Origin of the sequence: Shewanella psychrotolerans (assembly GCF_019457595.1) — a bacterium.
Classification (GTDB): domain Bacteria; phylum Pseudomonadota; class Gammaproteobacteria; order Enterobacterales; family Shewanellaceae; genus Shewanella; species Shewanella psychrotolerans.
Window position 1 is genome coordinate 2,529,975 of sequence record NZ_CP080419.1, and the last position, 22,128, is coordinate 2,552,102.

Here is a 22,128-nt window from a genome sequence, read left to right on the forward strand (position 1 = left end):
TTAAGCGAGCAGCAGTGTCTATTAACGGCTATCGAACTTCAGATTAGCTTAGGCATGCCGTTAACCACTTTCCAATATCTTTCAACTGTTCAGGTAACACGCTGTGGCCCATACTGTAAGTCTGCCATTGTGTTGGATAACCGGCTGTCTTAATTAACTCATAAGCCGAAAAACCAGCAGTTACAGGTACAACTTCATCTTGATCACCGTGCTGCTGCAATAGCGGCGTATTACGATTAGCTTCACTGAGATCACTGGGCAACTTATCACCCGTCGGTAGGTAGCAAGACAGCGCCATGATCCCAGCTAAGGTTTTCGGATACCTAAGTCCAGTAAATAGACTCATCACTCCGCCTTGACTAAAACCAGCCAATACAATTTTATCGGCAGGGATCCCTAAGGCAACCTGCTCATCTATCAGAGCAGCAATCGCAGACTCTGAATTAATAACGCCAGGCATATCAGCTCGGTTATCGATATCCATCCCTTTGATGTCATACCAAGCCGGCATCACAAAGCCTTGATTGATAGTGACAGCAATACTTGGTGAGTGCGGGAAAATGAATCTCACCGCTAATGATTCAGGAATACCAAGTAAGGGCACGACAGGTGCAAATCCAGCCCCCGAATCTCCTAACCCATGTAACCAAATAACACAGGCCTCAACAGATTGCTTAGGCTCAATCGTGATCCGTTCTAACGGCTGCTTCGACATCAATAGTTCCTTTAAAATGGGAAAATATGCCGATGATGATAACAGGAACCATTACCCACCCCAACTTTTCGATTAATTAGAAAAGATATGCTGGTTTTCTGGGCTTTTCATTTCATTAGTCCGCTCTTACACTTAAGTTCTGTGTTTAGAAAAGAGGTGTAGAGATGGGATTACTACAAGGCGGTAAATGGGTTGATAAGTGGTATGATACCGATGGAAGCGAAGGCAAATTTGTTAGAGAAGACGCGATCTTTCGCCACTGGATCTCACGCCCGAGCGAGGTTACGCCTGCTCCCAAATTTGCAGCGCAATCGGGTCGCTACCATCTCTACGTCTCATTAGCCTGCCCTTGGGCTCATAGAACACTTATCTTCAGAGAGCTAAAATCACTACAGGCACACATTGGCGTTACCGTGGTTGAACCTCACATGTTGAGCAATGGCTGGGAATTTAGCGGACCGAATCAAAGCGATGATGCGTTTCATGTCAACGGCGCAGAAACCGACCGCCTTAATGGCCAAGACTACCTATATCAAATCTATCAACAAGCAAAACCGGACTATAGTGGCCGCGTGACGGTCCCCGTACTTTGGGATAAGCAGCTCAACACCATCGTCAGCAATGAATCCTCTGAGATCATTCGCATGTTTAACAGTGAGTTTAATGAGATAACAGGCAATGTGACCGACTTTTATCCATTAGCGCTACGCAGCGAGATAGACGAGCTAAATGAATGGATATATGAAAACATCAATAATGGTGTGTATCGCGTTGGCTTTGCAACAACCCAGCAAGCCTATGAAGAGGCCTTCGAGATACTGTTTGCAGCGTTAGATAGATTAGAGCAATTGTTATCGACAAAGCGCTATTTAACTGGGGATCAACTCACCGAAGCGGATTGGCGTCTATTTACCACCTTGATCAGGTTCGATGCCGTCTACGTCGGTCATTTTAAAACCAATCGTAATCGAATTGTCGATATGCCAGCCATTTACGGCTATATGAAAGAGCTATATCAATATCCTGGTGTCGCCGAAACCGTCAATTTTGAACATATAAAGCAGCACTACTATTATAGTCACGGGCAGATAAATCCAACGCGAGTGGTACCTGTTGGTCCGACAATGGATCTCTGTAGCCCACATCGACGAGATGTACTGAAAAGCTAAACCGCTGAGAAACAATATGCGAACATAGGTATACTCACTCTATTCCTGTTACTCAATCGCAATTACAGCTCAGCTATCAATTCCTAATTCAGCGACGACTTCATCAATCTGCTCGATGGAGTCTAGCTTCAAAGCCCAGCGCACAGCGCCGCCATCGGCAACTAACATTAATGCATCTCTTACGACTTTTATATCTTCGGCCAAAGCATACAAAGAAAGCGCTTGGTCACTAAATTTAACTTGGATCTCATGCATCGACATGATGATTTTGCCTTGCGAGAATGTAACAACCATAATGCGCCTTAAAGGTGATTTTTCGATGGTAAAAACAAGAAAACCCAAACGCATGCTTGGGTTTTCATAAACTAGCTAAATACTAAGCACGTCAATTAATGGTGATGACCGCCAACACCGTGTGCGTGGCCGTGCGCAATCTCTTCATCAGTTGCATCACGAGCATCAACAACCGTAAGATCAAAAGTTAATTCTCGGCCAGCCAATGGGTGGTTAATATCCACTGTCGCCATGAATTTTCCGACCTTAATCACCGTCACTTGACGCTGACCTTGATCGGTACTAATAATCGCACGCATACCCGCTTTCCAGACTTTAGCGCCTTGGAGATGCTTAACCGATACGCGCTGCTCAGCGTTTTCATTGCGAACGCCATAGGTTTCTTCTGGCGGTAAGGTAACCGAAAAGCTCTCACCCACTTCGCGGCCTTCAAGTGCCTTTTCTACACCAGGCATCATATTGTCATGGCCATGAAGGTATGCAATTGGATCGAGTCCATCATTGGTCTCTAACACTTCACCTGCTTCATCACGCAAAGTATAGTTAAACTGTACGACCATATCGTCTTTAATGCTCATCAAGTGTCCTTTATCTGTCACCAAAATTTAAATTCGCCAGAGCGTAACAAATGTCACTAGATTGCTCTAGCACTTTATCTCGACTTAGCCCCTGGCACTATGGATAAGTGCTCAATTTTTGCCAGAACATCGAGATTTTCAAGCGCTAATTGACACACACCACCGCGGATTTGATGATCTTTAGAGCAATCCACACTCCATTGTCTAAGTAGATAGCCCGCTAACGCGGCTCGACTGTCCAAGGTGAGCCTTCCATCAACCATCTGATAATCGAGCTCAATCGCTTCGGGATGTGGCAAACTCGGGTGAGGAATTAACACCAAACACACCAGCTGTTGCCACGCATTATCTTGATTTGCTAACTCGTGGTCGAACGGTTCATTACTACTTAGCTTTACCGACTTAATCCGTGTTACCACAAAATCAGTAAATACCTGATGCGTTCTATCGAAACTACGTACATGCCAGCGCTGACCATTATTCACTAAGGTATGAGGCACAATCTCGCGCTCGGTTTCCCCCGATGATACCGACACATAAGTCACGGCTATGGCTTGTTGGTGCTGAATCGCGCGCATGATACCCGCAATAATATCGGTATTAGGATGAATAAGCTGCACAGCATCAACGCACACGGCGCTTGGCTGTACAGGATGAGACAAGCCATCACCAAAGCCATTGGCAAGGCCATGGAGGATAACCTCTGGATCGTGATTAAATAACGCCACAAATTCACTGTTACGATGATAAGACTTAGTACTATGCACCAGCTGCATGTTGTTGGGCGCTAACGCTCGATAACTTGCTAAGTCTCGAGTTGCCGCAGCTAAGCCGGTCGCAAATTTTGCGATTAAGTCCTGACGAGAGACTTGACCAAAATATTGCAAACTAAAATCAATAAACGCCAGCCGCTGACGCTGCGCATGAGACAAGTTATCTAGACAATCCATCTTACCATCACCTTGTTTTATAATGATTATATTCAGTTAGCGCACAGATTAACCGCTCATTAAGAATATCCAAACTAATCGATACCCATTCTGGAAAATGTTTCATCACTAGGAAAACCATCAGCAGTAAGACCAACGCTGCGCTGATATGCCTGTAAACCTGCGCGAGAATTAGCGCCTAAAACGCCATCAGGTTTACCGACATCAAAGCCTTTTTCATTCAGTTTTGTTTGTAATAACTTAAGTTTATCGCGACTGATATTGTCATGTTTAGGCGGTGCAACATAAAGTGGCGTTGCACCGTTTATCCGATCCGCTAAATGACCGACAGCAATGGCATAAAACTCAGACCGATTCCAGCGCATGATCACATCAAAATTATTGTAACCAAGAAAAGCGGGGCCAGTGTGGCCCGCAGGCAAATAGAGTGCTGCTTGCATATCAGGCGTAGTCAAACTGTTGCCATCAGCCTTTCTAACCCCCAGTTCAGCCCACTTTACCAGTGGCCGTTTATCCTTTCGGCCTAAAAATTGATAATCATAGTCATCGGGTAATTTGACCTCTCTGCCCCACCTTTCATTACGTGCCCAACCTAGCTGATGTAAAAAATTAGCAGCCGAACTTAATGCATCTGCAGTACTGTTCCAAAGATCCGCCTTACCATCACCATCGGCATCAATCGCATATTTTGCATAGGCAGATGGCATAAATTGAGTATGGCCCATTGCACCAGCCCAAGAGCCAACCATGTCACTGGTCTCAAACTTATACGCTTCTTTAAGCTTTAGCGCTTGAATTAACTCACCAGTGAAATAAGTGCTACGTCTGGGATCGCACGCGAGTGTCGTTAAGCTATCGATCACTGGCATCTTACCTTTATAGCTACCAAAATTGGTTTCTAACCCCCAAAACGCCATCAAGTATTGTGGTGGTACGCCATAGGTCTGTTGCAATTGCAACAACAACTGGTGATGCTTTTTCAGTAGCCGACGTCCCTCTTGTACACGCCAGTCTGTTACGCGTTTACTAAAGTAGTTATTGAAGGTTTGGCTAAATTCCGGTTGTTTCTTATCAAGTTCAATCACTCGTGTAACATACTTAACTTGACCTAATGTTTGCTCAATTGTTTTCGTTGAAATCCCTGCGTCGACCGCTTTTTGCTTTAAGGTAACGATACAAGAATCAAATGCTTCATTAGCGTAAGTCGCAGTGCTCACCCCACAAGCAAACATCAACGAGGCGATGGTAATAATTTTTTTCAAAATAGGGACTCCATAAAAATGACTGCGCTGATCCACGACCGCAAAACCTAACAGCCTTAAAAAGAAGGTCGTGCCAACATCATAACGATAGAAACTATTTATACTAAGTGTTTTATGAGAAATATTGCAGCGGATGTTAGATTTATCAGCATCTGTTTAAATAGTGCGCTTTTTCATAAAACAATCACTTGGCGCAATTCACGCTTGGCGTATAATGGTGCGGTTTTTAACAGATATCTAAGAGATCCAACATGACTGATAGCAATCCCGTTTTAGCAAGCTTTATTGAAAACGTAAAAGAGCACCAAGCCGTTTGGGGCCTTCAAGACGAAACTGGCGAAGGCTGGGTAGTGTGTGATTCTTCTGAATATGAAGAAACCGATGTCATGCCATTATGGTCTAGCGCTGAAAAAGCCAAAGTCCATTGCACTGAAGAGTGGCAAGATTATCAACCTGCTGCGATTAAGCTTGAAGAACTTTTAGAATATTGGATTAAAGACCTTCACGATGATGGGGTACTTGTTGGGATTGATTGGGTGGCTGAGCAAGACTGCTTAGAGATAGACCCTATCGGTCTGGCCAAGAACTTAGTCGATATCGAACAAGAATAACCCTTGAGCACATCGGTTCGTTTTAAATCTGCAGATAGGTATTTTATTCTTGTCTGCTAACTATCCGCTTATCGACATCCCGTTTGAACTGCGCCATACCTGCTGGTTTTGTGCAGAGCCTTGTGATCGTATTTTTAACTATCAAGCCCAGCACTACACCCCGCATCCGTCGCTCGCCGTTCCCAGCTGTAAAGAATGCTTAAATCTTGCAACTAAATCGCCGCTGACCTCTATCTGGGATTGCCATCAGGCCGTTAAAGATGAATTGATGCGTATTTATGCTAAACATTTAGCCATAGGTGAAAACTGGACCGAACAGGAGTTAGCAGAGTCAGAATTTTCCTGCAAAGTCTTTGAAGGGTTTAAAAAAAGTGCTTGGTTTATGTATCAGGTGGCTAAAGATAGAGTCACCTTCACCCCGTGGCCACTGCGCCTCAATGGCATTGCTATCGATACGGAGCAATATCAACTTGGCTTCCAATTTGACGGGGTTAACTTTAGCTCGATATCGAAAGCGGTCACCCACTATAGCCAGATGCTTGGTCTAGATAAACCATTCTTACAAGAACTTGTCACCATAGTTGGTCGAGATAGATTCGGTTACGCGGTACGAGTCGCACGAATTAATATCGCATCAACTAAAGCAGTAAAACGACAAGTAATACTTGATATAGCTAACGAAAATTGAACAAACTGATCAATATCGAGCTATTTAAGATCCGACAATTTCTCTTAGTCTATCCTGCACCACACCAACCAAGAGATCGGGTTGAAATTTCGAAATAAACTTATTACAACCCACTTTTTCTACCATGGCATTATTAAAACTGCCACTTAACGATGTGTTCAACGTGATATACAACTCCTCCATACGTTTGTCTTTGCGAATTTCGTAAGTTAAACGATAACCATCCATTTCTGGCATTTCGGCATCGGTAATTAACATCAAAATTTCGTCATAAACGTTGCGTCCTTCATCACACCACCCTTGCAATAAGTTAAGCGCTTGCAGGCCATCGGATGTTTCAATGACTTCGATACCGAGGGGCATTAAGGTGTCTTTAATCTGGCGTCTGGCGGTAGAGGAATCATCTGCGATAAGGATCTTACGCCCCATCATATTCTCAACTAATGACTCATCCAGCACACCGTCGGAAATCGAAATATCATAATGAATAATTTCGGCTAACACCTTCTCAACATCGATGATGGATACTAGCTGAGTACGTCCATCAACCTCAACTTTAGTAATTGCAGTCAAGTAATTGTGACTTCCCGTACTCTTAGGCGGCGGCATAATATCCCCCCAAGTCATATTAATAATATGCTCGACCTTACCGACCATAAAACCTTGAACACTACGGTTGTATTCTGTGATGATTAGGTTTGCGTCGTCAGTCTCAGCCATCGCTTGAAAGCCGATGGCTTGGCGAAGATCGATAACAGGAATTGAGGTTCCGCGAATATTTGCCACCCCTTTTATGCTGCTATGACTGCCAGGAAGTTCACTTAAGAGGGGTAGCTTAACCACCTCTTTCACCTTAAATACATTAATAGCAAAAAGCTGAGTGGCATTGATCCTAAACAGCAGCAGCTCTAATCTATTTTCACCGACTAACTTGGTACGTTGATCGACGCTATCTAGCACTCTAGCCATAAACTTCTCACTATCATGGTGGATATATTTAGCTTAACTCAGTTTCCATTATAGCCGTTAATATTAAGCTACGACGCTCAAGTGTATCACTACACAGCTCAACTTTTATTGACTTGAATTAAGTGCAACGGGTGCAACTGGAATAATTCGAGAACCATGTTTAGTGACGATATCCATGATCCCAAGATGCAGCTCTTCAGAAACCACCTGATATTTAGGAAAACTCTTGGTACCGATATAAGCAAAGATATTAACTTGCAGACCATGTAATCCAAACCCCTTAAATGTGACTCTAAGCGGTTCTTTCATTACCAATTCATGCAATTCAAGCATCTCTTTGATATCAGCAATAATACCTTTCAATTTCTCGGTATCTGTCATCAAATAGTCTAGACGAATATCGGCTTTAAAACGGATTTTCTCTCGCTCTGAGATGTTCTCTATCTCCATCTCCACCAGTTTTGCGTTAGGTACATGAATAAGAGTACGATCTAACGTCCTTATTTGAGTGCAGCGCAAGCCAATCTCTTCAACAGTGCCCCGTATTGACCCAAATTTACACAGATTACCGACTTTAATCGGTGCTGCTGAATAAAGCGTAATAGTGCCAATAAAATTCTCAATTGATTGCTTTGAGGCTAATGCGACTGCGATACCACCGATCCCCATTCCCGCAATAATAGTGCCGGCATTAAAACCTAAATGCTCTAACCAGATCAAAATGGCTAATATGACAAAAATCACCCGGATAAAATTAGTGAGAGGTCTGAGTAGCGAAGCGCCCTGTTTCTGGCCTTTATCTATTAGTCGCTGTTTAAGGCCAGATTGTAAGATGCCCATCCCTGACCATCCTAACCAAACAATCGAAATGAATGACAGAAAACCGGTATCGAGCACTTCAAGGGCTGCCGCAGATATCGTACCACTGCTCACCCACGTCCGAACCACAAGCACGGCAAGAAAAAACCGTAGCGGGCCTGCCACAATATAGGCTAACTCTGTTTTTAGATGGTAGTCAGTGCGTAATATTAATAACTTACACAACCAAGTAATGGGGATAATGACGCAAAATGCGATCACCAAGTAAGTCAATATCACAGCCCATTCCCAAATATTGACCTTAAGAATTCGCCCTTCAGGAAGATAGGCGATAAACCATTCTGTTATTGGTCCATAACCTAAGTTTGCATAGAGAGTAGGCACCTTGGCCACCGTGGCATTAGAGATCTTCCAAATACTATCGTTATCGCCCGGAACGCGTTGTAAATAAAGCGCTATTTCATCACTTTGCAACTTTACTCGACCAAAAAGATCACGATAACTGGGTAATTGATCACCATCGGCGCCTTCAGGGGTATCATTAATCTGTTCAATATCAATCCAAATATTGCGATCAATAATCGCCTGTAACTGTTTTGCGTATTGGGCTCCCTTATCCTTAGACATGCTATCTGGCAAATAACGTAGATCTAAATATTCTGCAGCCGTATCATAATCTTGTTCATACACGGCACGAGTAAAGCCATTTAAGGTCCCCCTTGGCGTATCTCGCTGTAAACTATCCTTATAATCATATGTTTGGTTAACTAAAAGAGCTTCCTCTTCACTCACATTTTCAACCGTAGACCCTTCCATAAGATCGACCACATTGGTCGGTGTAGCCGCAAAGCCAATAACAGGAATAATTGCCAAACTTACCCACAACAAAAGCCAATTTTTCATAAGCGTCCAAGCCTTTCTAATAGTTAACAAGCGCTTATAAATTCTACCATTTATTAACAAGAACAAAAGCAATCTTATTGTCACTTCGTCGGAAAAGTGCGCACCTCACCTATACAACAAGTGTTGACATCTCCCCGATAATCGATATACTCGGCTAACTTTGAAATTCCCTGCCCTGTTTTCTTGTTTAGCCAGACCCATTCGTCACCGCATCCAACAAAATCAGCAGTATCCTCTTCGTCATAGTATTGTCATGTATTAGTGCTTTACTGTTTGGCGATCCGGTATCTCATCGATGGTATTTATAACAAACTTTCTAGTTTTCCATCGATAGATTACTTGATTAGATATATAAAGGTGGGTAGTCTCAAGTAGTTAAAACTCATCTTTCGCAAAAAGCTAAGGATATTCTATTGTTAAAATTCAACTGCTAATTACGCAGTCAATCATTAAGGAGTATGGCCTATGTCGTACAAAATGAACGGTCATGAGATCACGGTAAATTTTCCGGTGGCCTCTATATCAGTAAACAAATCATCTATCGCATTCACAGATAGTTTAGGTAAAAATAGAGAAACCTTTTCTAAACGCACTGAAGCACTGCAGTTCATGAAATGGTTACTTTCAAGTAATAAATAAATCTTCGCTTAAATCTTCGCTGTTCGATACATAGCCTCTCACACGTATCGAAGGTTGCTACCGCAACCAGTAGGATTGACACCATCACGTCAACGACTGAGCATATTTCATTTGGTCTAGGTTGTATCACTTTCACAGATACCTACCTAGCCAAGTGGCATTTCCCTAAACTTACGTTTATATCTAGGTAACATAGATTGATTACCTAACAAGCCCCCTTGGTGTATATAAAGTATCTTTTCCCCAGAATTTGCCTTTAAATAATCCTGTAGAACTAACCATCCTAGCGGGTCATAGAGCAGTTCAAACTCAATGCCGGTCTCTTTTAATTGCAACCACATCTGAAAGAACTCTGAATACAGTTTGCCAAAATGATAGCGTTTCCGGCTGGGTAAAATGGCGGGATGGTATGCTATGTTAGGCGCTAGTTCGAAAAATTGTTTTCTAAGATACTCATCTCCCCCCACCACCGCACAGGTATAAACGCTAATGCTTGGATCAAGTTCCACAAATGATTTCTGTAGAAATAGTGCGGTAGTTCCTGTCCCTGACGGCAGAAATACCGACAAAACAGATAAGCCTTGCTGCTGCTTCCACATAATAATTTCATCTGCGAGTTGACGAACACCATGCTCTGCGTATAGGCATCTACCCCCTTCGGGTATAAAGAGCTGATCAGAATCTCCCGCCAATACACATTGCTGCAAATAAGTTAAACTGTCACGGTTATTTCTGTCTTCGCACAAGCTTAAATCGATAATTTCGGCACCATTCTCAAGTGCTGCACGATAATTCCCGATCGGATTTTCAACCAAGTATGAGGCAATATGATCGACATAAAAACGAAATCGCCAGCCTTTGATTTTTGCCAAAGCCGACATAGAGTACAACGAATTTGCTTGAGCAGAGCCATAACCGATTAAGGTGTTGATCCCCGTAAACTCATTATCAAGAAAATAGCCAAACTTACGCGCTTTATTACCAGAGAACTCTGGATGAAGTAGGTCATCACGTTTAACAAACACGCTGTGCTCACCAAACAAAATTTCATCTACGGGAGTTTGCGCTAACTTCATATTCAACTGATGTACTTTTAGAGAGAGGGTTAATTTTACACTGCTCTATCGCGATGAGCAATTTGACCAACTCTTGAAATTTTTCATCAAGAAGCAAGTATATTTACGAACCAAAAATAATATAATAAATTACTAAACAGTCACTTAAACAATGGCACGGTTCTCGCTTGTTATTACCATAAATAGTGTAGTAGATACTCAAATTAGCTCATTTTTTATTTTAATAAGGATACTTAAATGCCATTACTTCGTTTAATTTTTAACATAGCGTGGTTTTTATTGGGAGGGTTTGTGATGGGGCTTGCGTGGTGGTTAGCGGGCCTTATCTGCTTTATTAGTATTATTGGCATTCCGTTTGGCCGCGCTTGCTTTGTCATTGGTGAGATGACTTTTTGGCCATTTGGTCAAGAAAGTATTAATCGTAAATCACTGACGGGGTCAGAGGACTTTGGCACCGGCCCACTTGGGATGATAGGCAACATCATCTGGTTTTTATTTTTTGGGATCTGGCTCGCTATTGGTCATATTACCCATGCTCTGGCATGTTTTATCACTATTATCGGTATCCCCTTCGGGCTCCAACATCTTAAACTCGCTATTCTAAGCTTAACGCCAATTGGCCAAACCATAACCGCTAAGGCTTAACGCGCCAAAATACTTCAATAGAGACCTAGCTTAGGTCTCTAGCGCCAATTTAACAATCTTCAACATAACTGTGATTGTTAGAGTGGCCACCACCAATTATCACATAGACGCGAGATATTCTTCTGTTATTTGCTGAGGATCGATTAACGCCAACCCCTCATTAAAAATCTCACGCCACTTGCGCCCTTCTGGGGTATTTTTAAATGCGATATAAAGTTGTTTCGACGCTAATAGCTGCTTATTCATTTCCAGCTTTTTTTTAAGCGCTATGAGATGGGGTTGATGAATATAATAGTTGTACACGTACTTATCGATCACCGCGCCATGAACTCTACCAGTAGCCACCTTACGAATATTATGTTCGTCAGAACTAACGACTTCGACCTGCTGAGCACCGCTTGTAATCATCTCATCCAGCTCAATGGTATTCACATAGCCTTGCACTACGCCAAGGGTATATTGATTGAGGTCTTTTATGTCAGACCATTTAATGGGGTTTACTTGTTGCTCGAGTATGCCAAGGGGACTTGTGCCTATGGACTCAGAGAACAAGTATTGATCTGTAGGGTGGTCATATTCAGGAAAATAGCCACTATATATCGTATCTTCTCGGCTCACCATTCTGATCGTTCGGCTCCAAGGGTAATAATCGACATGCAGTTCATGCCCCATTGCCCTTAATGCTGCGTGAACGACTGCAACAGATGCACCACCATTGGCAAGTTGTTCGCCCGTGTAGGGTGGCCAATTCAAAGAAGATAACTGAAGGGTGTCAGCCTTTACATTGAACGTCATTACGCCAACAAAAAAAATAGCAAACAAAAACAAATGATTGCCTGCCAGCTTGTCCCAATTAGTCCCCTTGATATAAACCACTAAACTGATATTCCCGTAGCTAATTAACACCGGTATCTAATTATAGACGCTAGATTACAAAGCAAGAATATTCGTTTTGTTACAGTTATTGGTTAGCTAACTGGTTAAAAATAGTGCAACCTTGTCTGACACAGTTAACGCTAAAGGAGAATGCTGATGGCACGTAAAATAGCAATTACGATTATCGGTAGCATATTAACCCTACTCGGGATCATTCTGATTGTGCTGCCGGGTCCCGCATGGTTACTGCTGCCTATCGGCCTCGCGATATTAAGCCTTGAATATGATTGGGCTAGAAAGTGGTTAAAAAAGAGTCAGGCATACATGACAAGATCAGCGTATTGGCTAGATAAAAAGATCCGCCAATTTAGATATGGTCATTAGGCTAAACATAGTCAATAGCAGGCAGGGTTGACGAAGCAATACCACCCATCCCAATCCGCTTTAGGGTTTATATTCATCTCATTACCTTTGTGATCGAAAGTTTTATTCTTCGTTGGCAAACCATCAGTTTGATGAATTAAATCAGATTATTTCGACATTGTAGGCAGGGTATTCTATGCTGCAATCATCAAACTCAAACTTAACATCAGGGAAAGTTATTATGAGGCAAAAACCGAGCTTATTTACCGCAATGATTATTAGCTTGAGCCTAACCATGATCTCCACTAGCAGTTTGGCTAAAAATGATAAACATGATAAAAACAAACCGTTACCACCTGGCCTACAGAAAAAAGTAGCAAAAGGAGAACCCTTACCACCCGGTTGGCAAAAAAAACTCAGCAGAGGAAGTTATCTCGATGACAATTATTACGATAGAGGAAAAGTGCGAGTTCCTATCGATAGAGACGGTAATATAACCATAGATGTTGATGGCACATTTATTAAGCTGCATGATAAAACACGTAAAATTATCGATATCATCAATGATTAAAAACCGCGGGATTGATATTGTTCAAACTCTTTTAAAATTAGCTGAGTGAATAAGCGACCAGCACGCCCGAGAGGACGCTCCATGGTAGACACGAGTTGCGGCGTAAAGCTGTAACGACTGCCGCCTAAAAAATCCAATTCAACCAGCTCACCACTCTCAAGTTCTGAACGAATTAAAAAATCTGGCATCCAACCAAATCCCAATCCCATTAACAAAGCATTTTTTTTCATAATAAAACCGGAAAGGTAGAACACCTTATCTCCACCAAACTGCAACTCATCGCTATGATGTTTTCCGGGCGATGAGTCCTCGATAGTGAGTTCGACATGCTGTAATAGCTCAAACAGTTTGACCCCTTTAAGCTTAGCTAAAGGATGCTCGTTAGACACCACTAAGACGCTGTTAATATTTGGCAAAGCTTGCTGGCGATAGTTTGGTCCAGTTCGATAGTCTTTAACTAGCATCACATCGGCATTATCGCGCTCAAATCGATGCTGTACGCCACCGAGAAACTCTACATTGAGCTGTATTTTAGTCGGGATTTTATGGGCTGATACTTGTTTAAGCGCTCGCATAATCGGTTCCATAGGCAATGACCCATCCACCACTAATTCCAATTTAGGTTCCCATCCCTCACTGAATCTGCTGGCCAAATGTTCAATATTGCCAAGGTATTGCAGTAATCTTTTACCTTCGGCCAAAATAACTTTGCCTTCAGGAGTTAATTCAGCTCGGTACTGATCGCGACAAAAAAGGTTTACACCTAAATGTTGCTCAAGCTTCTTAACCTGATAGCTGACAGCGGACTGGGCCTTATGCAAACGCTCTCCAGCCTTAGCAAAGCTCCCTTCCTCAACGAGTACTTCGAGCACTCGAAAAGCTTCAACATCTATTTTCATAACGGTTCCAAACTGTAAACAAAACAAGACAATCTATTTTATTGATTGAGATAAGCTATTTATTATTCTTTTTTTTGCTGATGCTAGCAACTAAATTGATAACTAGATCACAAAAAGATAAGTGTGCCCGCAAAAGCACCAAGGAATAGAGCTATGCCATTCTACGTAAAACAAGGGCAAATCCCTCATAAGCGTCACATCACTTTTAAGAAAGAAAGTGGTGAGCTTTATCGCGAAGAACTATTTTCGACTCACGGCTTTTCTAACATTTATTCCAACAAATACCATCACAATATGCCGACTAAGGCATTAACTGTGGCGCCATATAACTTAAGTCACGGTGATACTTGGCAAGACTCCCTGATTCAAAACTACAAATTAGACTCTAGACAAGTTGATCGTGACGGTAATTTTTTCTCTGCTCGTAATAAGATCTTCTTTAACAACGATGTAGCGATGTATACCGCTAAAGTGACTCAGAATACAGAGGAGTTCTACCGTAACGCCTACGCCGATGAGGTGGTGTTTGTTCATGAGGGACAAGGCACACTTTACAGTGAATATGGCACGCTAGAAGTGAAGAAGTGGGACTATCTGGTGATCCCAAGAGGCACAACTTATCAGCTCAAGTTCTCCGCTCTAGACAATGTCCGCCTATTTGTTATCGAATCATTTTCTATGGTGGAAGTGCCGAAACACTATCGCAATGAGTATGGTCAGCTAACCGAGTCGGCACCTTACTGCGAGCGCGACTTACGAGTCCCCAACCTACAAGATGCCATAGTTGAAAAAGGCAAGTTTCCACTTATTTCCAAGTTTGGCGACCAATATCAAATAACTCAGCTTGAATGGCACCCATTTGATCTTGTCGGCTGGGATGGTTGTGTCTACCCTTGGGCATTTAACATTCAAGATTATGCGCCTAAAGTCGGTCAGATCCATCTGCCACCATCAGACCATTTAGTGTTTAGTGCCCATAACTTCGTTATCTGCAACTTTGTACCAAGGCCCTACGACTTCCATCCACAGTCGATTCCAGCCCCTTATTACCATAACAACATCGATAGCGACGAAGTGCTGTATTACGTTGATGGCGACTTTATGAGTCGTACTGGTATCGAAGCAGGCTATATGACCTTGCACCAAAAGGGGGTGCCACATGGTCCTCAACCTGGACGCACTGAAGCCTCTGTCGGCAAGACAGAAACCTATGAATATGCAGTGATGGTCGATACGTTCGCCCCACTGCAATTAACCCAACATGTACATGGTTGCATGAGCAAAGACTACAACCGCTCTTGGTTAGAAGACTAAAACCGTTACGGCTAGGCCTAACATCGAACAAAACATTAACCAGATAAGGTCGCCAATGAGAGTGACTGTGGTTGTAATAAATTGAATGAGGATATTCACATGGCAAGCGAAAAAAATCCATTAGGATTACTAGGTATTGAATTTACTGAGTTTTGTACTCCAGATCTTGATTTCATGCACAAAGTTTTCATCGACTTTGGGTTTTCAAAGCTCAAGAAACACAAGCAAAAAGAGATTGTTTATTACAAGCAAAACGATATCAATTTTCTGTTAAACAATGAGAAAGCAGGCTTCTCAGCCGATTTTGCTAAATCCCACGGACCCGCTATTAGCTCTATGGGCTGGCGTGTAGAAGATGCTAATTTCGCCTTTGAAAGTGCCGTTGCCCGCGGCGCAAAAGCCGCTAGCGACGAAGTCAAAGACCTGCCCTATCCTGCGATCTACGGCATTGGTGACAGTCTTATCTATTTTATCGACACCTTCGGTGAAGATAACAATATCTATAATAGTGACTTTGAAGATCTTGCCGAGCCAATCATTACCCAAGAGAAAGGCTTTATCGAAGTCGATCACCTGACCAACAACGTCTATAAAGGTACTATGGAATATTGGTCAAACTTCTATAAAGATATTTTCGGTTTTACAGAAGTGCGTTACTTCGATATCAAAGGCTCACAAACCGCGCTCATTTCTTATGCGTTGCGCTCACCCGATGGAAGCTTCTGTATCCCGATTAACGAAGGGAAAGGCAACGACAAAAATCAGATCGATGAATACCTAAAAGAGTATGATGGCCCAGGCGTACAGCATCTGGCGTTCCGTAGCCGCGACATCGTTGCCTCATTAGATGCGATGGAAGGTAGTTCGATTCAGACCCTAGATATCATCCCTGAATACTACGACACCATCTTCGATAAACTGCCACAAGTCACCGAGGACAGAGAACGTATTAAGCATCATCAAATTTTAGTTGATGGCGACGAAGAGGGTTATTTACTGCAGATCTTCACTAAAAACTTGTTTGGTCCGATTTTTATCGAAATTATACAGCGTAAGAATAATTTAGGTTTTGGCGAAGGTAACTTCAAAGCACTATTTGAATCAATCGAACGCGATCAAGTACGCCGGGGCGTACTGTAAGTCGACTAAACTATTAAAAAACCAGCCTTCGGGTTGGTTTTTTATTGCAGTGAATGAATAAAGCATTAAACTGACTGACTCTTTTCCCCTCTAGCACTGGCCAATTGATTTCATGTCAGAACATATTCTTATCGCAGTATTTTTACCTACCTTCTTTTTTGTCTCAATCACCCCAGGAATGTGCATGACACTGGCGATGACACTCGGTATGAGCATAGGTGTCAGGCGAACTCTCTGGATGATGATTGGCGAACTCGTTGGCGTAGCCTTAGTCGCCATCGCTGCAGTCATGGGCGTTGCTAGCGTGATGCTAAACTACCCACAACTATTTGAAATATTGAAGTGGATTGGTGGACTCTATCTCGGATACATTGGGGTACAAATGTGGCGGGCTAAAGCCAAAATGGCCCATTTAGATAACACCTCAAATACCATCAGTAATCGTGCGTTAATTATCCAAGGATTTGTTACAGCAATCGCTAACCCCAAAGGGTGGGCATTTATGATCTCCTTGCTGCCACCTTTCATTAATGTCGAACAAGCCATAGCACCACAGATGCTGATGCTACTCTCTATCATCATGCTAACCGAGTTTACCAGTATGCTCGCCTACGCCAGTGGCGGAAAGTCACTGAAACTGTTTCTCAGTCGAGGTGATAATATCAAGTGGATGAATCGCATTGCAGGCAGTTTAATGATCACCGTTGGCTTCTGGTTAGCCTTGGGCTAACCAGACTAAATGAGACAGCTAGGCCTTCTTATAGGGCAATACCGCTCTTAGTTGCTCCATATAGATGGCTATTTGACGCTTTTCTTGTAATGTAAAATCTTCAATTGCCGCTCGAAAGCCATCATGCATTATCTCATGAGCCGAATAGGTCTCTATCGGCTCAAAACCGCGTAAGACCTTATGTTCTCCTTGAGCACCGGCATCAAAGGTTTGCAGACCATGAGCGATAGCGTACTCTATCCCTTGGTAATAACAGGTTTCGAAATGCAAACCGTCAAGTTCAACTAATGTCCCCCAATACCGTCCATAGAGGGTATCTTCAGATACAAAATAGAGCGCTGCGGCGATTGGAATTGTAGTTTGCTCGGCTTGCTCAGTTTCCTGACTCACGATAAGCAACCTAATTGCATCCCCCATAGAAGCCACTAATTCGGTAAAAAATGCCAGATTGAGGTAACCACTATGCCCCGATCGTTTATAGTAGGTCGCTTGATAACACCGACTAAAATGCTGCAATTGAGAGAGGTTAACATCTTGCCCCTCGATAAACCGGAAACTCAATCTCTTACCGAGTAATTGACGGCGCTCTTTAAGGATATTTTTACGTTTACGACTGCTCATCTGAGCCAAAAACGCATCGAAGTCATGATAACCGCGATTGTGCCAATGAAACTGGGTACCCATCCGAGTGAGATAACCAGCATTGGCAAGGAGTTGCTGTTCGGCTTTAGTGTGAAACAGATGGTGCCAGCTTGAGCCACCTATTTTTTCCAAGAGTTGCCCTAAATAATCACCCAGTTGCACCGTTAATTGTTGGCGCTGTTCCACACTTAAGCGATCACTGAATCCGATCCTCTTACCGCCAATGGGCGTAAAAGGAATGGCGCTGACAAGTTTTGGATAATATTCTAGCTGATGACGCTCATAAGCCTGCGCCCACGCCCAATCAAATACATATTCACCATAGGAGTGGGTTTTAAGGTACATGGGCATCACAGCTACGAGCTCTTGAGCTCGGTGTACCATCACATGCATCGGGACCCAACCGCTCTCCATGCCTACACTGCAGCTGGTTTCTAATGCAGACAAAAAAGCATAACGCGTAAAAGGATTCTCTCGCCCCATCAATGCAGTCCAACGCGACTCACTAATCTGCTCAATGTGGCTGACATATTGAAACTCGAACAGCTCGGGCTTCAATAAATCTGACCCCAATGACTCTGACTCAAATAGATTAGACACCTAAAACTCCTGTGATTGATGAATCGATTTAGTTACAATCATCGGCCATAGAGGAATAAATTAGACACAAAGGATCCATTGTGCGCCCACTAAAAAGTTTAATCGTAGCACTGTCTCTTTCAATACCCTTGTTAAGCGGTCAGTTCGTTCATAGCGCCGAATCATCAATATACAGTAATAGCGCCACCGTCCAACCTATTTGGGCTCAACATGGCATGGTTGCTAGCCAAGAATCAGTCGCAACGCGCGTTGGTGTCGATATCCTAAAGCAAGGTGGAAATGCCATCGATGCCGCGGTAGCCGTCGGTTTTGCCCTTGCAGTGACTCTGCCAAGAGCCGGAAACATTGGTGGCGGTGGCTTTATGCTGGTGCATTTAGCTAAAGAGAATAAAACCATAGCGATTGACTACCGAGAAGTTGCCCCATCGCATGCACACAAAGACATTTTTCTCAATGAGCAAGGGGATGCTGTCGCTAAACTCAGCCGAGAACATGGTCTCGCCGTGGGTGTTCCTGGCACCGTAATGGGAATGGAGCTGGCACTTAACAAGTATGGCACCATGAAGATGGAGCAAGTTATCGCGCCAGCAATCAAACTCGCTAAGGATGGTTTCACTGTCACCCCAGACCTTGCCACTTCACTTGCAGGCCTTAAACGCCGTATCTCACAATGGCCAAGCTCTAAGGCTATTTTCTATAAAGCCGATGGCAGCAATTTTCAAATTGGTGACACCTTAGTACAAGCAGAGCTCGCTCACTCCCTTGAATTAGTCAGTAAACAAGGCAGCAAAGGGTTCTATGAAGGCGATACCGCTAAAAAATTGGTTGATGCAGTAACCCAAGCAGGCGGGATCATGACCCTTGAGGATCTCAAGCAATATCAAGCAATTGAGCGAGTCCCAGTCACAGGTGAATATCGCGGATATCAGGTGGTATCTATGCCACCACCGTCATCTGGCGGTATTCATATTATTGAAATGCTCAATATGTTGGAACCTTATCCAATCGAAAAATTGGGACATAACACAGCAGCGACCTTACATGTTATGGCTGAAGTGATGAAGCGCGCCTATGCCGATCGCAGCGAATACCTGGGGGATCCCGATTTTGTCAAAGTGCCTGTATCTGAGCTTATTAGTAAAAGCTATGCGAAAACTCGTAGTCATGACATCAGCCTCAATCGAGCGACCCCAAGTAGCGATATTGGTCCCGGAAAAATAGTAGGTTATGAAAGCCCGCAAACGACTCACTATTCAGTTGTCGATAAATGGGGCAATGCGGTTGCCAATACTTATACCCTCAATTTTAGCTATGGCTCTGGTTTAGTGGCCCAAGGTACGGGGATCTTACTCAACAATGAGATGGATGACTTCTCCGCCAAACCTGGCGTCCCTAACGGATATGGGCTAATCGGTGGTGACGCCAATGCGGTAGAGGGACGCAAGCGTCCACTGAGTTCAATGAGCCCAACAATCGTCATGAAAGAGGGAAAACCCTTTATCGTAACAGGCAGTCCAGGCGGGGCACGTATTATTAATACAACGTTGCAAATCATCATGAATGTGATTGACCATAATCTCAATATTGCCGAGGCCAGTTATGCGAGTCGCGTCCATCACCAATGGCTACCCGATGAGTTGCGTGTCGAGAAAAGCCTCAACCGCGATACGATTAATCTACTAGAGACAAAAGGTCACAAGGTTTCAGTAAAAGATGCCATGGGCTCAACCCAATCAATTATGGTAACCGATGAGGGACTCTTCGGGGCATCAGATCCAAGACGTGCAGGCAGCGAGACGTTAGGTTACTAAATTATACCAATTAGTATAAAGATATGATCGCTCAGCGTGCGTTGAATGAGTTGCCAAAAAACACGCTGAGTAGATCACTTTCTTATACCGATGAGGATTATTTGGTTGACGGTACAGTTCATCAAAGACTGTAGATCTCCATCATTGTTTTACTGCTAATTCAACAAAAGCAGCCGTATACATTTTAAGATTTAGCATAAACTGTTCATGAGTAATAAACTCATGTTCACTATGACCAGTGTATTCGACACCAGGCATAGCAGGACCAAAACTGAGCGCATTTGGAAATAGTTTGCTGTTAGTTGAGCCACCAATTGCAATAGGTTTGGGCGCTTTAACCCTGGCGAAATAACCAAAGACAGACAACAGAGTCGTTAAATGGGGCGCTTTATCCATCAGCTTAGGCTCTCCCCAATACGTCTCAACCTGTTGAAGTGTTACGCCATGTGCTTGTTGCCATTCCTTTAACGCTTCTTGAGTTTGACGCTCAAGCAGCTCAGCACTTTTTCCTAAAGGACGTCTCAGGTTCATCACCACTTCAGCCCCCTTTTCAGTTGAGTTAACAACCGTCGGCGCCAATGTCATCTTTCCCATAAAATCATCGCTATAAGCGATATCACCAAACAGCTCCGCGTAAACACCAAGACCAATCATTTGAGAAATAAAAGATTGCGTTAATGATGCTTGATTTTTAGGCCATGAAAATCCCGCTAATATCGCAGCCAAATGCGTTACCGCATTAACACCATCTTCTGGTGTTGACGAATGCACCGATTTACCATCGGCCATTATCGTCAATTTGTCGCCATCACTGATAAATTGATAACGCATTCCCCGCTGCAACTCGCTGCGTTGCTTAATTTTTTCTAGTAAATTTGCGTCGATATTAATTAACGTCGCCGTAGCCTGTTGAGGAACTTGACTTGCAAACGAGCCACCACTAAAAGTCAACAAGCTTGGGCCTGTTGCCTCAATGCCTGTTTCGCTATTTGGGATCAAGAAACGGATCTCGCTCCAGCCTTTTTCCGCTGTCACAACCGGATATTCCGCATCGATAGTGATATTGATATCTGCTGGCGTGAATCCTTTTAAAAACGCTTTCAAAGGTCCCCAATCTGACTCTTCAGCCATGTAGACCATTAACTCAATACGTCTATCTAAACTCAAGCCTTTATCTTTAATCGCCTTCATTGCATACATTGCGGTGACGATTGGTCCTTTATCATCTTCCGTTCCTCGCCCAATAAGTAACCCTGGCGTAGTTGTGATGTCTAATTCATAGGGACTTTTATGCCAAAGTTTTGGGTCGGCAGGCTGCACATCGCCATGAGTGATAATCCCTAATTTTCGCTCACTCTCACCAAGGCCAATCAAAACAACATAACCATGATCTGCATAATCGAGCCCTAATTGCTCACTCAGTCGCTTAAGCTGCAATTTAAACTTTATGAACTCAGGATTGGTATCAGGGGTTAAACCATCAACAGCGACAGTATTAAAACGAATCAATTTAGCCAAGCTTTCAACTGTCTGTTCGCCGTATTGTGATACAGCGTAATTCGCCAACATATCAGAGGTGGCCGAGATAGAATTAAGCTTATATTTATCAGAAGCTTGAAAACCATCATCAGCATAAGACACACAAAATGGAATTAGTAGCACCAAACAGAAGAGTGCAAATGAAATAAGTATGCGTTGTAGAAATAGCGGTTTAAGAGTGCGCATGTTTTTGTAATTGTTATTAACCATAACATGGCATTTTGCCACAAATCAGCTCACTTAAAATGCAAAAATACCCAGTTCACAACATTTGTTACAAACTAAACACAGTTTTTATAGCTTTATCAATAATAACCATGATAAT

General features: G+C 43.1%; 23 protein-coding genes. 11 read left to right on the forward strand and 12 right to left on the reverse strand.

What is annotated here, in order from left to right; all coding sequences use genetic code 11:
* Positions 1–43 precede the first annotated feature (43 nt).
* A complete protein-coding gene (locus K0I62_RS11125; RefSeq protein ID WP_220068218.1) occupies positions 44–715 on the reverse strand; it encodes an alpha/beta hydrolase in 672 nt (223 codons plus the stop codon).
* 164 nt (positions 716–879) lie between these two features.
* Here K0I62_RS11125 and K0I62_RS11130 point away from each other — a divergent pair, with 164 nt between their 5' ends.
* The gene (locus K0I62_RS11130; RefSeq protein WP_220068219.1) at positions 880–1,884 is read left to right on the forward strand and encodes a glutathione S-transferase family protein; all 1,005 of its coding nucleotides are present in this window, start codon (positions 880–882) and stop codon (positions 1,882–1,884) included.
* 69 nt (positions 1,885–1,953) lie between these two features.
* Here K0I62_RS11130 and K0I62_RS11135 read toward each other — a convergent pair whose 3' ends face one another.
* The 4 genes from K0I62_RS11135 to K0I62_RS11150 form a co-directional block, all read right to left on the reverse strand.
* A complete protein-coding gene (locus tag K0I62_RS11135; RefSeq protein WP_220068220.1) occupies positions 1,954–2,178 on the reverse strand; it encodes a DUF3389 family protein in 225 nt (74 codons plus the stop codon).
* Between the two features lie 95 nt (positions 2,179–2,273).
* Entirely contained in the window at positions 2,274–2,756 is a 483-nt protein-coding gene (locus K0I62_RS11140; RefSeq protein ID WP_220068221.1) for an FKBP-type peptidyl-prolyl cis-trans isomerase, read from the reverse strand.
* Between the two features lie 74 nt (positions 2,757–2,830).
* On the reverse strand, positions 2,831–3,706 hold the full coding sequence (locus K0I62_RS11145) for a WYL domain-containing protein (RefSeq protein ID WP_220068222.1): 876 nt from the start codon (positions 3,704–3,706) through the stop codon (positions 2,831–2,833).
* Positions 3,707–3,780: 74 nt separating this feature from the next.
* Positions 3,781–4,938, reverse strand: coding sequence for a lytic murein transglycosylase (locus tag K0I62_RS11150; RefSeq protein ID WP_220071353.1), 1,158 nt, complete (start codon positions 4,936–4,938; stop codon positions 3,781–3,783).
* Between the two features lie 281 nt (positions 4,939–5,219).
* Here K0I62_RS11150 and K0I62_RS11155 point away from each other — a divergent pair, with 281 nt between their 5' ends.
* Positions 5,220–5,579, forward strand: coding sequence for a DUF2750 domain-containing protein (locus tag K0I62_RS11155; protein WP_220068223.1), 360 nt, complete (start codon positions 5,220–5,222; stop codon positions 5,577–5,579).
* A 49-nt stretch (positions 5,580–5,628) separates the two neighbouring features.
* Complete coding sequence (locus K0I62_RS11160) at positions 5,629–6,267, forward strand: hypothetical protein (protein WP_220068224.1); 639 nt, start codon at positions 5,629–5,631, stop codon at positions 6,265–6,267.
* A 24-nt stretch (positions 6,268–6,291) separates the two neighbouring features.
* Here the strand turns inward: K0I62_RS11160 and K0I62_RS11165 are convergent, their stop codons facing one another.
* Positions 6,292–7,236: a chemotaxis protein CheV gene (locus K0I62_RS11165; RefSeq protein WP_220068225.1), complete on the reverse strand. Its 945-nt coding sequence runs from the start codon at positions 7,234–7,236 to the stop codon at positions 6,292–6,294.
* A gap of 105 nt (positions 7,237–7,341) precedes the next feature.
* On the reverse strand, positions 7,342–8,958 hold the full coding sequence (locus tag K0I62_RS11170; RefSeq protein WP_220068226.1) for a mechanosensitive ion channel family protein: 1,617 nt from the start codon (positions 8,956–8,958) through the stop codon (positions 7,342–7,344).
* Between the two features lie 465 nt (positions 8,959–9,423).
* On the opposite strand from K0I62_RS11170, the gene K0I62_RS11175 reads away from it, so the two are divergent.
* Positions 9,424–9,597: a hypothetical protein gene (locus K0I62_RS11175; RefSeq protein ID WP_220061049.1), complete on the forward strand. Its 174-nt coding sequence runs from the start codon at positions 9,424–9,426 to the stop codon at positions 9,595–9,597.
* 146 nt (positions 9,598–9,743) lie between these two features.
* Here K0I62_RS11175 and K0I62_RS11180 read toward each other — a convergent pair whose 3' ends face one another.
* Positions 9,744–10,673 carry a pyridoxal-phosphate dependent enzyme gene (locus K0I62_RS11180; protein ID WP_220068227.1) on the reverse strand — a complete coding sequence of 310 codons (930 nt, stop codon included), beginning with the start codon at positions 10,671–10,673 and terminating at the stop codon, positions 9,744–9,746.
* A 237-nt stretch (positions 10,674–10,910) separates the two neighbouring features.
* Between K0I62_RS11180 and K0I62_RS11185 the strand changes: the two genes are divergently transcribed.
* Positions 10,911–11,318, forward strand: a complete 408-nt coding sequence (locus tag K0I62_RS11185; RefSeq protein WP_220068228.1) for a YccF domain-containing protein — start codon at positions 10,911–10,913, stop codon at positions 11,316–11,318.
* Between the two features lie 99 nt (positions 11,319–11,417).
* Here K0I62_RS11185 and K0I62_RS11190 read toward each other — a convergent pair whose 3' ends face one another.
* A complete protein-coding gene (locus K0I62_RS11190) occupies positions 11,418–12,224 on the reverse strand; it encodes a substrate-binding periplasmic protein (RefSeq protein ID WP_434086811.1) in 807 nt (268 codons plus the stop codon).
* A 126-nt stretch (positions 12,225–12,350) separates the two neighbouring features.
* Between K0I62_RS11190 and K0I62_RS11195 the strand changes: the two genes are divergently transcribed.
* Entirely contained in the window at positions 12,351–12,578 is a 228-nt protein-coding gene (locus tag K0I62_RS11195) for a PGPGW domain-containing protein (protein ID WP_220068229.1), read from the forward strand.
* Between the two features lie 274 nt (positions 12,579–12,852).
* Positions 12,853–13,128 carry a hypothetical protein gene (locus tag K0I62_RS11200; RefSeq protein WP_434086848.1) on the forward strand — a complete coding sequence of 92 codons (276 nt, stop codon included), beginning with the start codon at positions 12,853–12,855 and terminating at the stop codon, positions 13,126–13,128.
* Here K0I62_RS11200 and K0I62_RS11205 read toward each other — a convergent pair.
* Positions 13,125–14,027, reverse strand: a complete 903-nt coding sequence (locus tag K0I62_RS11205; protein WP_220068230.1) for a LysR family transcriptional regulator — start codon at positions 14,025–14,027, stop codon at positions 13,125–13,127. The two genes, K0I62_RS11200 and K0I62_RS11205, sit on opposite strands and share 4 nt — an antisense overlap.
* Before the next feature lie 153 nt (positions 14,028–14,180).
* Here K0I62_RS11205 and K0I62_RS11210 point away from each other — a divergent pair, with 153 nt between their 5' ends.
* From K0I62_RS11210 to K0I62_RS11220, 3 genes are all read left to right on the forward strand, one after another.
* On the forward strand, positions 14,181–15,341 hold the full coding sequence (locus tag K0I62_RS11210; protein WP_220068231.1) for a homogentisate 1,2-dioxygenase: 1,161 nt from the start codon (positions 14,181–14,183) through the stop codon (positions 15,339–15,341).
* A gap of 99 nt (positions 15,342–15,440) precedes the next feature.
* A complete protein-coding gene (gene hppD / locus K0I62_RS11215; protein ID WP_220068232.1) occupies positions 15,441–16,481 on the forward strand; it encodes a 4-hydroxyphenylpyruvate dioxygenase in 1,041 nt (346 codons plus the stop codon).
* A gap of 112 nt (positions 16,482–16,593) precedes the next feature.
* Positions 16,594–17,211: a LysE family translocator gene (locus tag K0I62_RS11220; RefSeq protein WP_220068233.1), complete on the forward strand. Its 618-nt coding sequence runs from the start codon at positions 16,594–16,596 to the stop codon at positions 17,209–17,211.
* Between the two features lie 18 nt (positions 17,212–17,229).
* On the opposite strand, the gene K0I62_RS11225 is transcribed toward K0I62_RS11220, so the two are convergent.
* A complete protein-coding gene (locus K0I62_RS11225) occupies positions 17,230–18,399 on the reverse strand; it encodes a GNAT family N-acetyltransferase (protein ID WP_434086849.1) in 1,170 nt (389 codons plus the stop codon).
* Between the two features lie 134 nt (positions 18,400–18,533).
* Between K0I62_RS11225 and ggt the strand changes: the two genes are divergently transcribed.
* The gene (gene ggt / locus K0I62_RS11230; RefSeq protein ID WP_220068234.1) at positions 18,534–20,264 is read left to right on the forward strand and encodes a gamma-glutamyltransferase; all 1,731 of its coding nucleotides are present in this window, start codon (positions 18,534–18,536) and stop codon (positions 20,262–20,264) included.
* 141 nt (positions 20,265–20,405) lie between these two features.
* Here ggt and K0I62_RS11235 read toward each other — a convergent pair whose 3' ends face one another.
* The gene (locus K0I62_RS11235; RefSeq protein WP_220068235.1) at positions 20,406–21,989 is read right to left on the reverse strand and encodes a dipeptidase; all 1,584 of its coding nucleotides are present in this window, start codon (positions 21,987–21,989) and stop codon (positions 20,406–20,408) included.
* Between the last annotated feature and the right edge of the window lie 139 nt (positions 21,990–22,128).

Bases quoted from the DNA above. Each gene is read 5' to 3' on its own strand.
- K0I62_RS11125 (WP_220068218.1), bottom strand. From the start codon at position 715: ATGTCGAAGCAGCCGTTAGAACGGATCACGATTGAGCCTAAGCAATCT.
- K0I62_RS11130 (WP_220068219.1), top strand. From the start codon at position 880: ATGGGATTACTACAAGGCGGTAAATGGGTTGATAAGTGGTATGATACC.
- K0I62_RS11135 (WP_220068220.1), bottom strand. From the start codon at position 2,178: ATGGTTGTTACATTCTCGCAAGGCAAAATCATCATGTCGATGCATGAG.
- K0I62_RS11140 (WP_220068221.1), bottom strand. From the start codon at position 2,756: ATGAGCATTAAAGACGATATGGTCGTACAGTTTAACTATACTTTGCGT.
- K0I62_RS11145 (WP_220068222.1), bottom strand. From the start codon at position 3,706: ATGGATTGTCTAGATAACTTGTCTCATGCGCAGCGTCAGCGGCTGGCG.
- K0I62_RS11150 (WP_220071353.1), bottom strand. From the start codon at position 4,938: ATGTTTGCTTGTGGGGTGAGCACTGCGACTTACGCTAATGAAGCATTT.
- K0I62_RS11155 (WP_220068223.1), top strand. From the start codon at position 5,220: ATGACTGATAGCAATCCCGTTTTAGCAAGCTTTATTGAAAACGTAAAA.
- K0I62_RS11165 (WP_220068225.1), bottom strand. From the start codon at position 7,236: ATGGCTAGAGTGCTAGATAGCGTCGATCAACGTACCAAGTTAGTCGGT.
- K0I62_RS11170 (WP_220068226.1), bottom strand. From the start codon at position 8,958: ATGAAAAATTGGCTTTTGTTGTGGGTAAGTTTGGCAATTATTCCTGTT.
- K0I62_RS11175 (WP_220061049.1), top strand. From the start codon at position 9,424: ATGTCGTACAAAATGAACGGTCATGAGATCACGGTAAATTTTCCGGTG.
- K0I62_RS11180 (WP_220068227.1), bottom strand. From the start codon at position 10,673: ATGAAGTTAGCGCAAACTCCCGTAGATGAAATTTTGTTTGGTGAGCAC.
- K0I62_RS11185 (WP_220068228.1), top strand. From the start codon at position 10,911: ATGCCATTACTTCGTTTAATTTTTAACATAGCGTGGTTTTTATTGGGA.
- K0I62_RS11195 (WP_220068229.1), top strand. From the start codon at position 12,351: ATGGCACGTAAAATAGCAATTACGATTATCGGTAGCATATTAACCCTA.
- K0I62_RS11200 (WP_434086848.1), top strand. From the start codon at position 12,853: ATGATCTCCACTAGCAGTTTGGCTAAAAATGATAAACATGATAAAAAC.
- K0I62_RS11205 (WP_220068230.1), bottom strand. From the start codon at position 14,027: ATGAAAATAGATGTTGAAGCTTTTCGAGTGCTCGAAGTACTCGTTGAG.
- K0I62_RS11210 (WP_220068231.1), top strand. From the start codon at position 14,181: ATGCCATTCTACGTAAAACAAGGGCAAATCCCTCATAAGCGTCACATC.
- hppD (WP_220068232.1), top strand. From the start codon at position 15,441: ATGGCAAGCGAAAAAAATCCATTAGGATTACTAGGTATTGAATTTACT.
- K0I62_RS11220 (WP_220068233.1), top strand. From the start codon at position 16,594: ATGTCAGAACATATTCTTATCGCAGTATTTTTACCTACCTTCTTTTTT.
- K0I62_RS11235 (WP_220068235.1), bottom strand. From the start codon at position 21,989: ATGCGCACTCTTAAACCGCTATTTCTACAACGCATACTTATTTCATTT.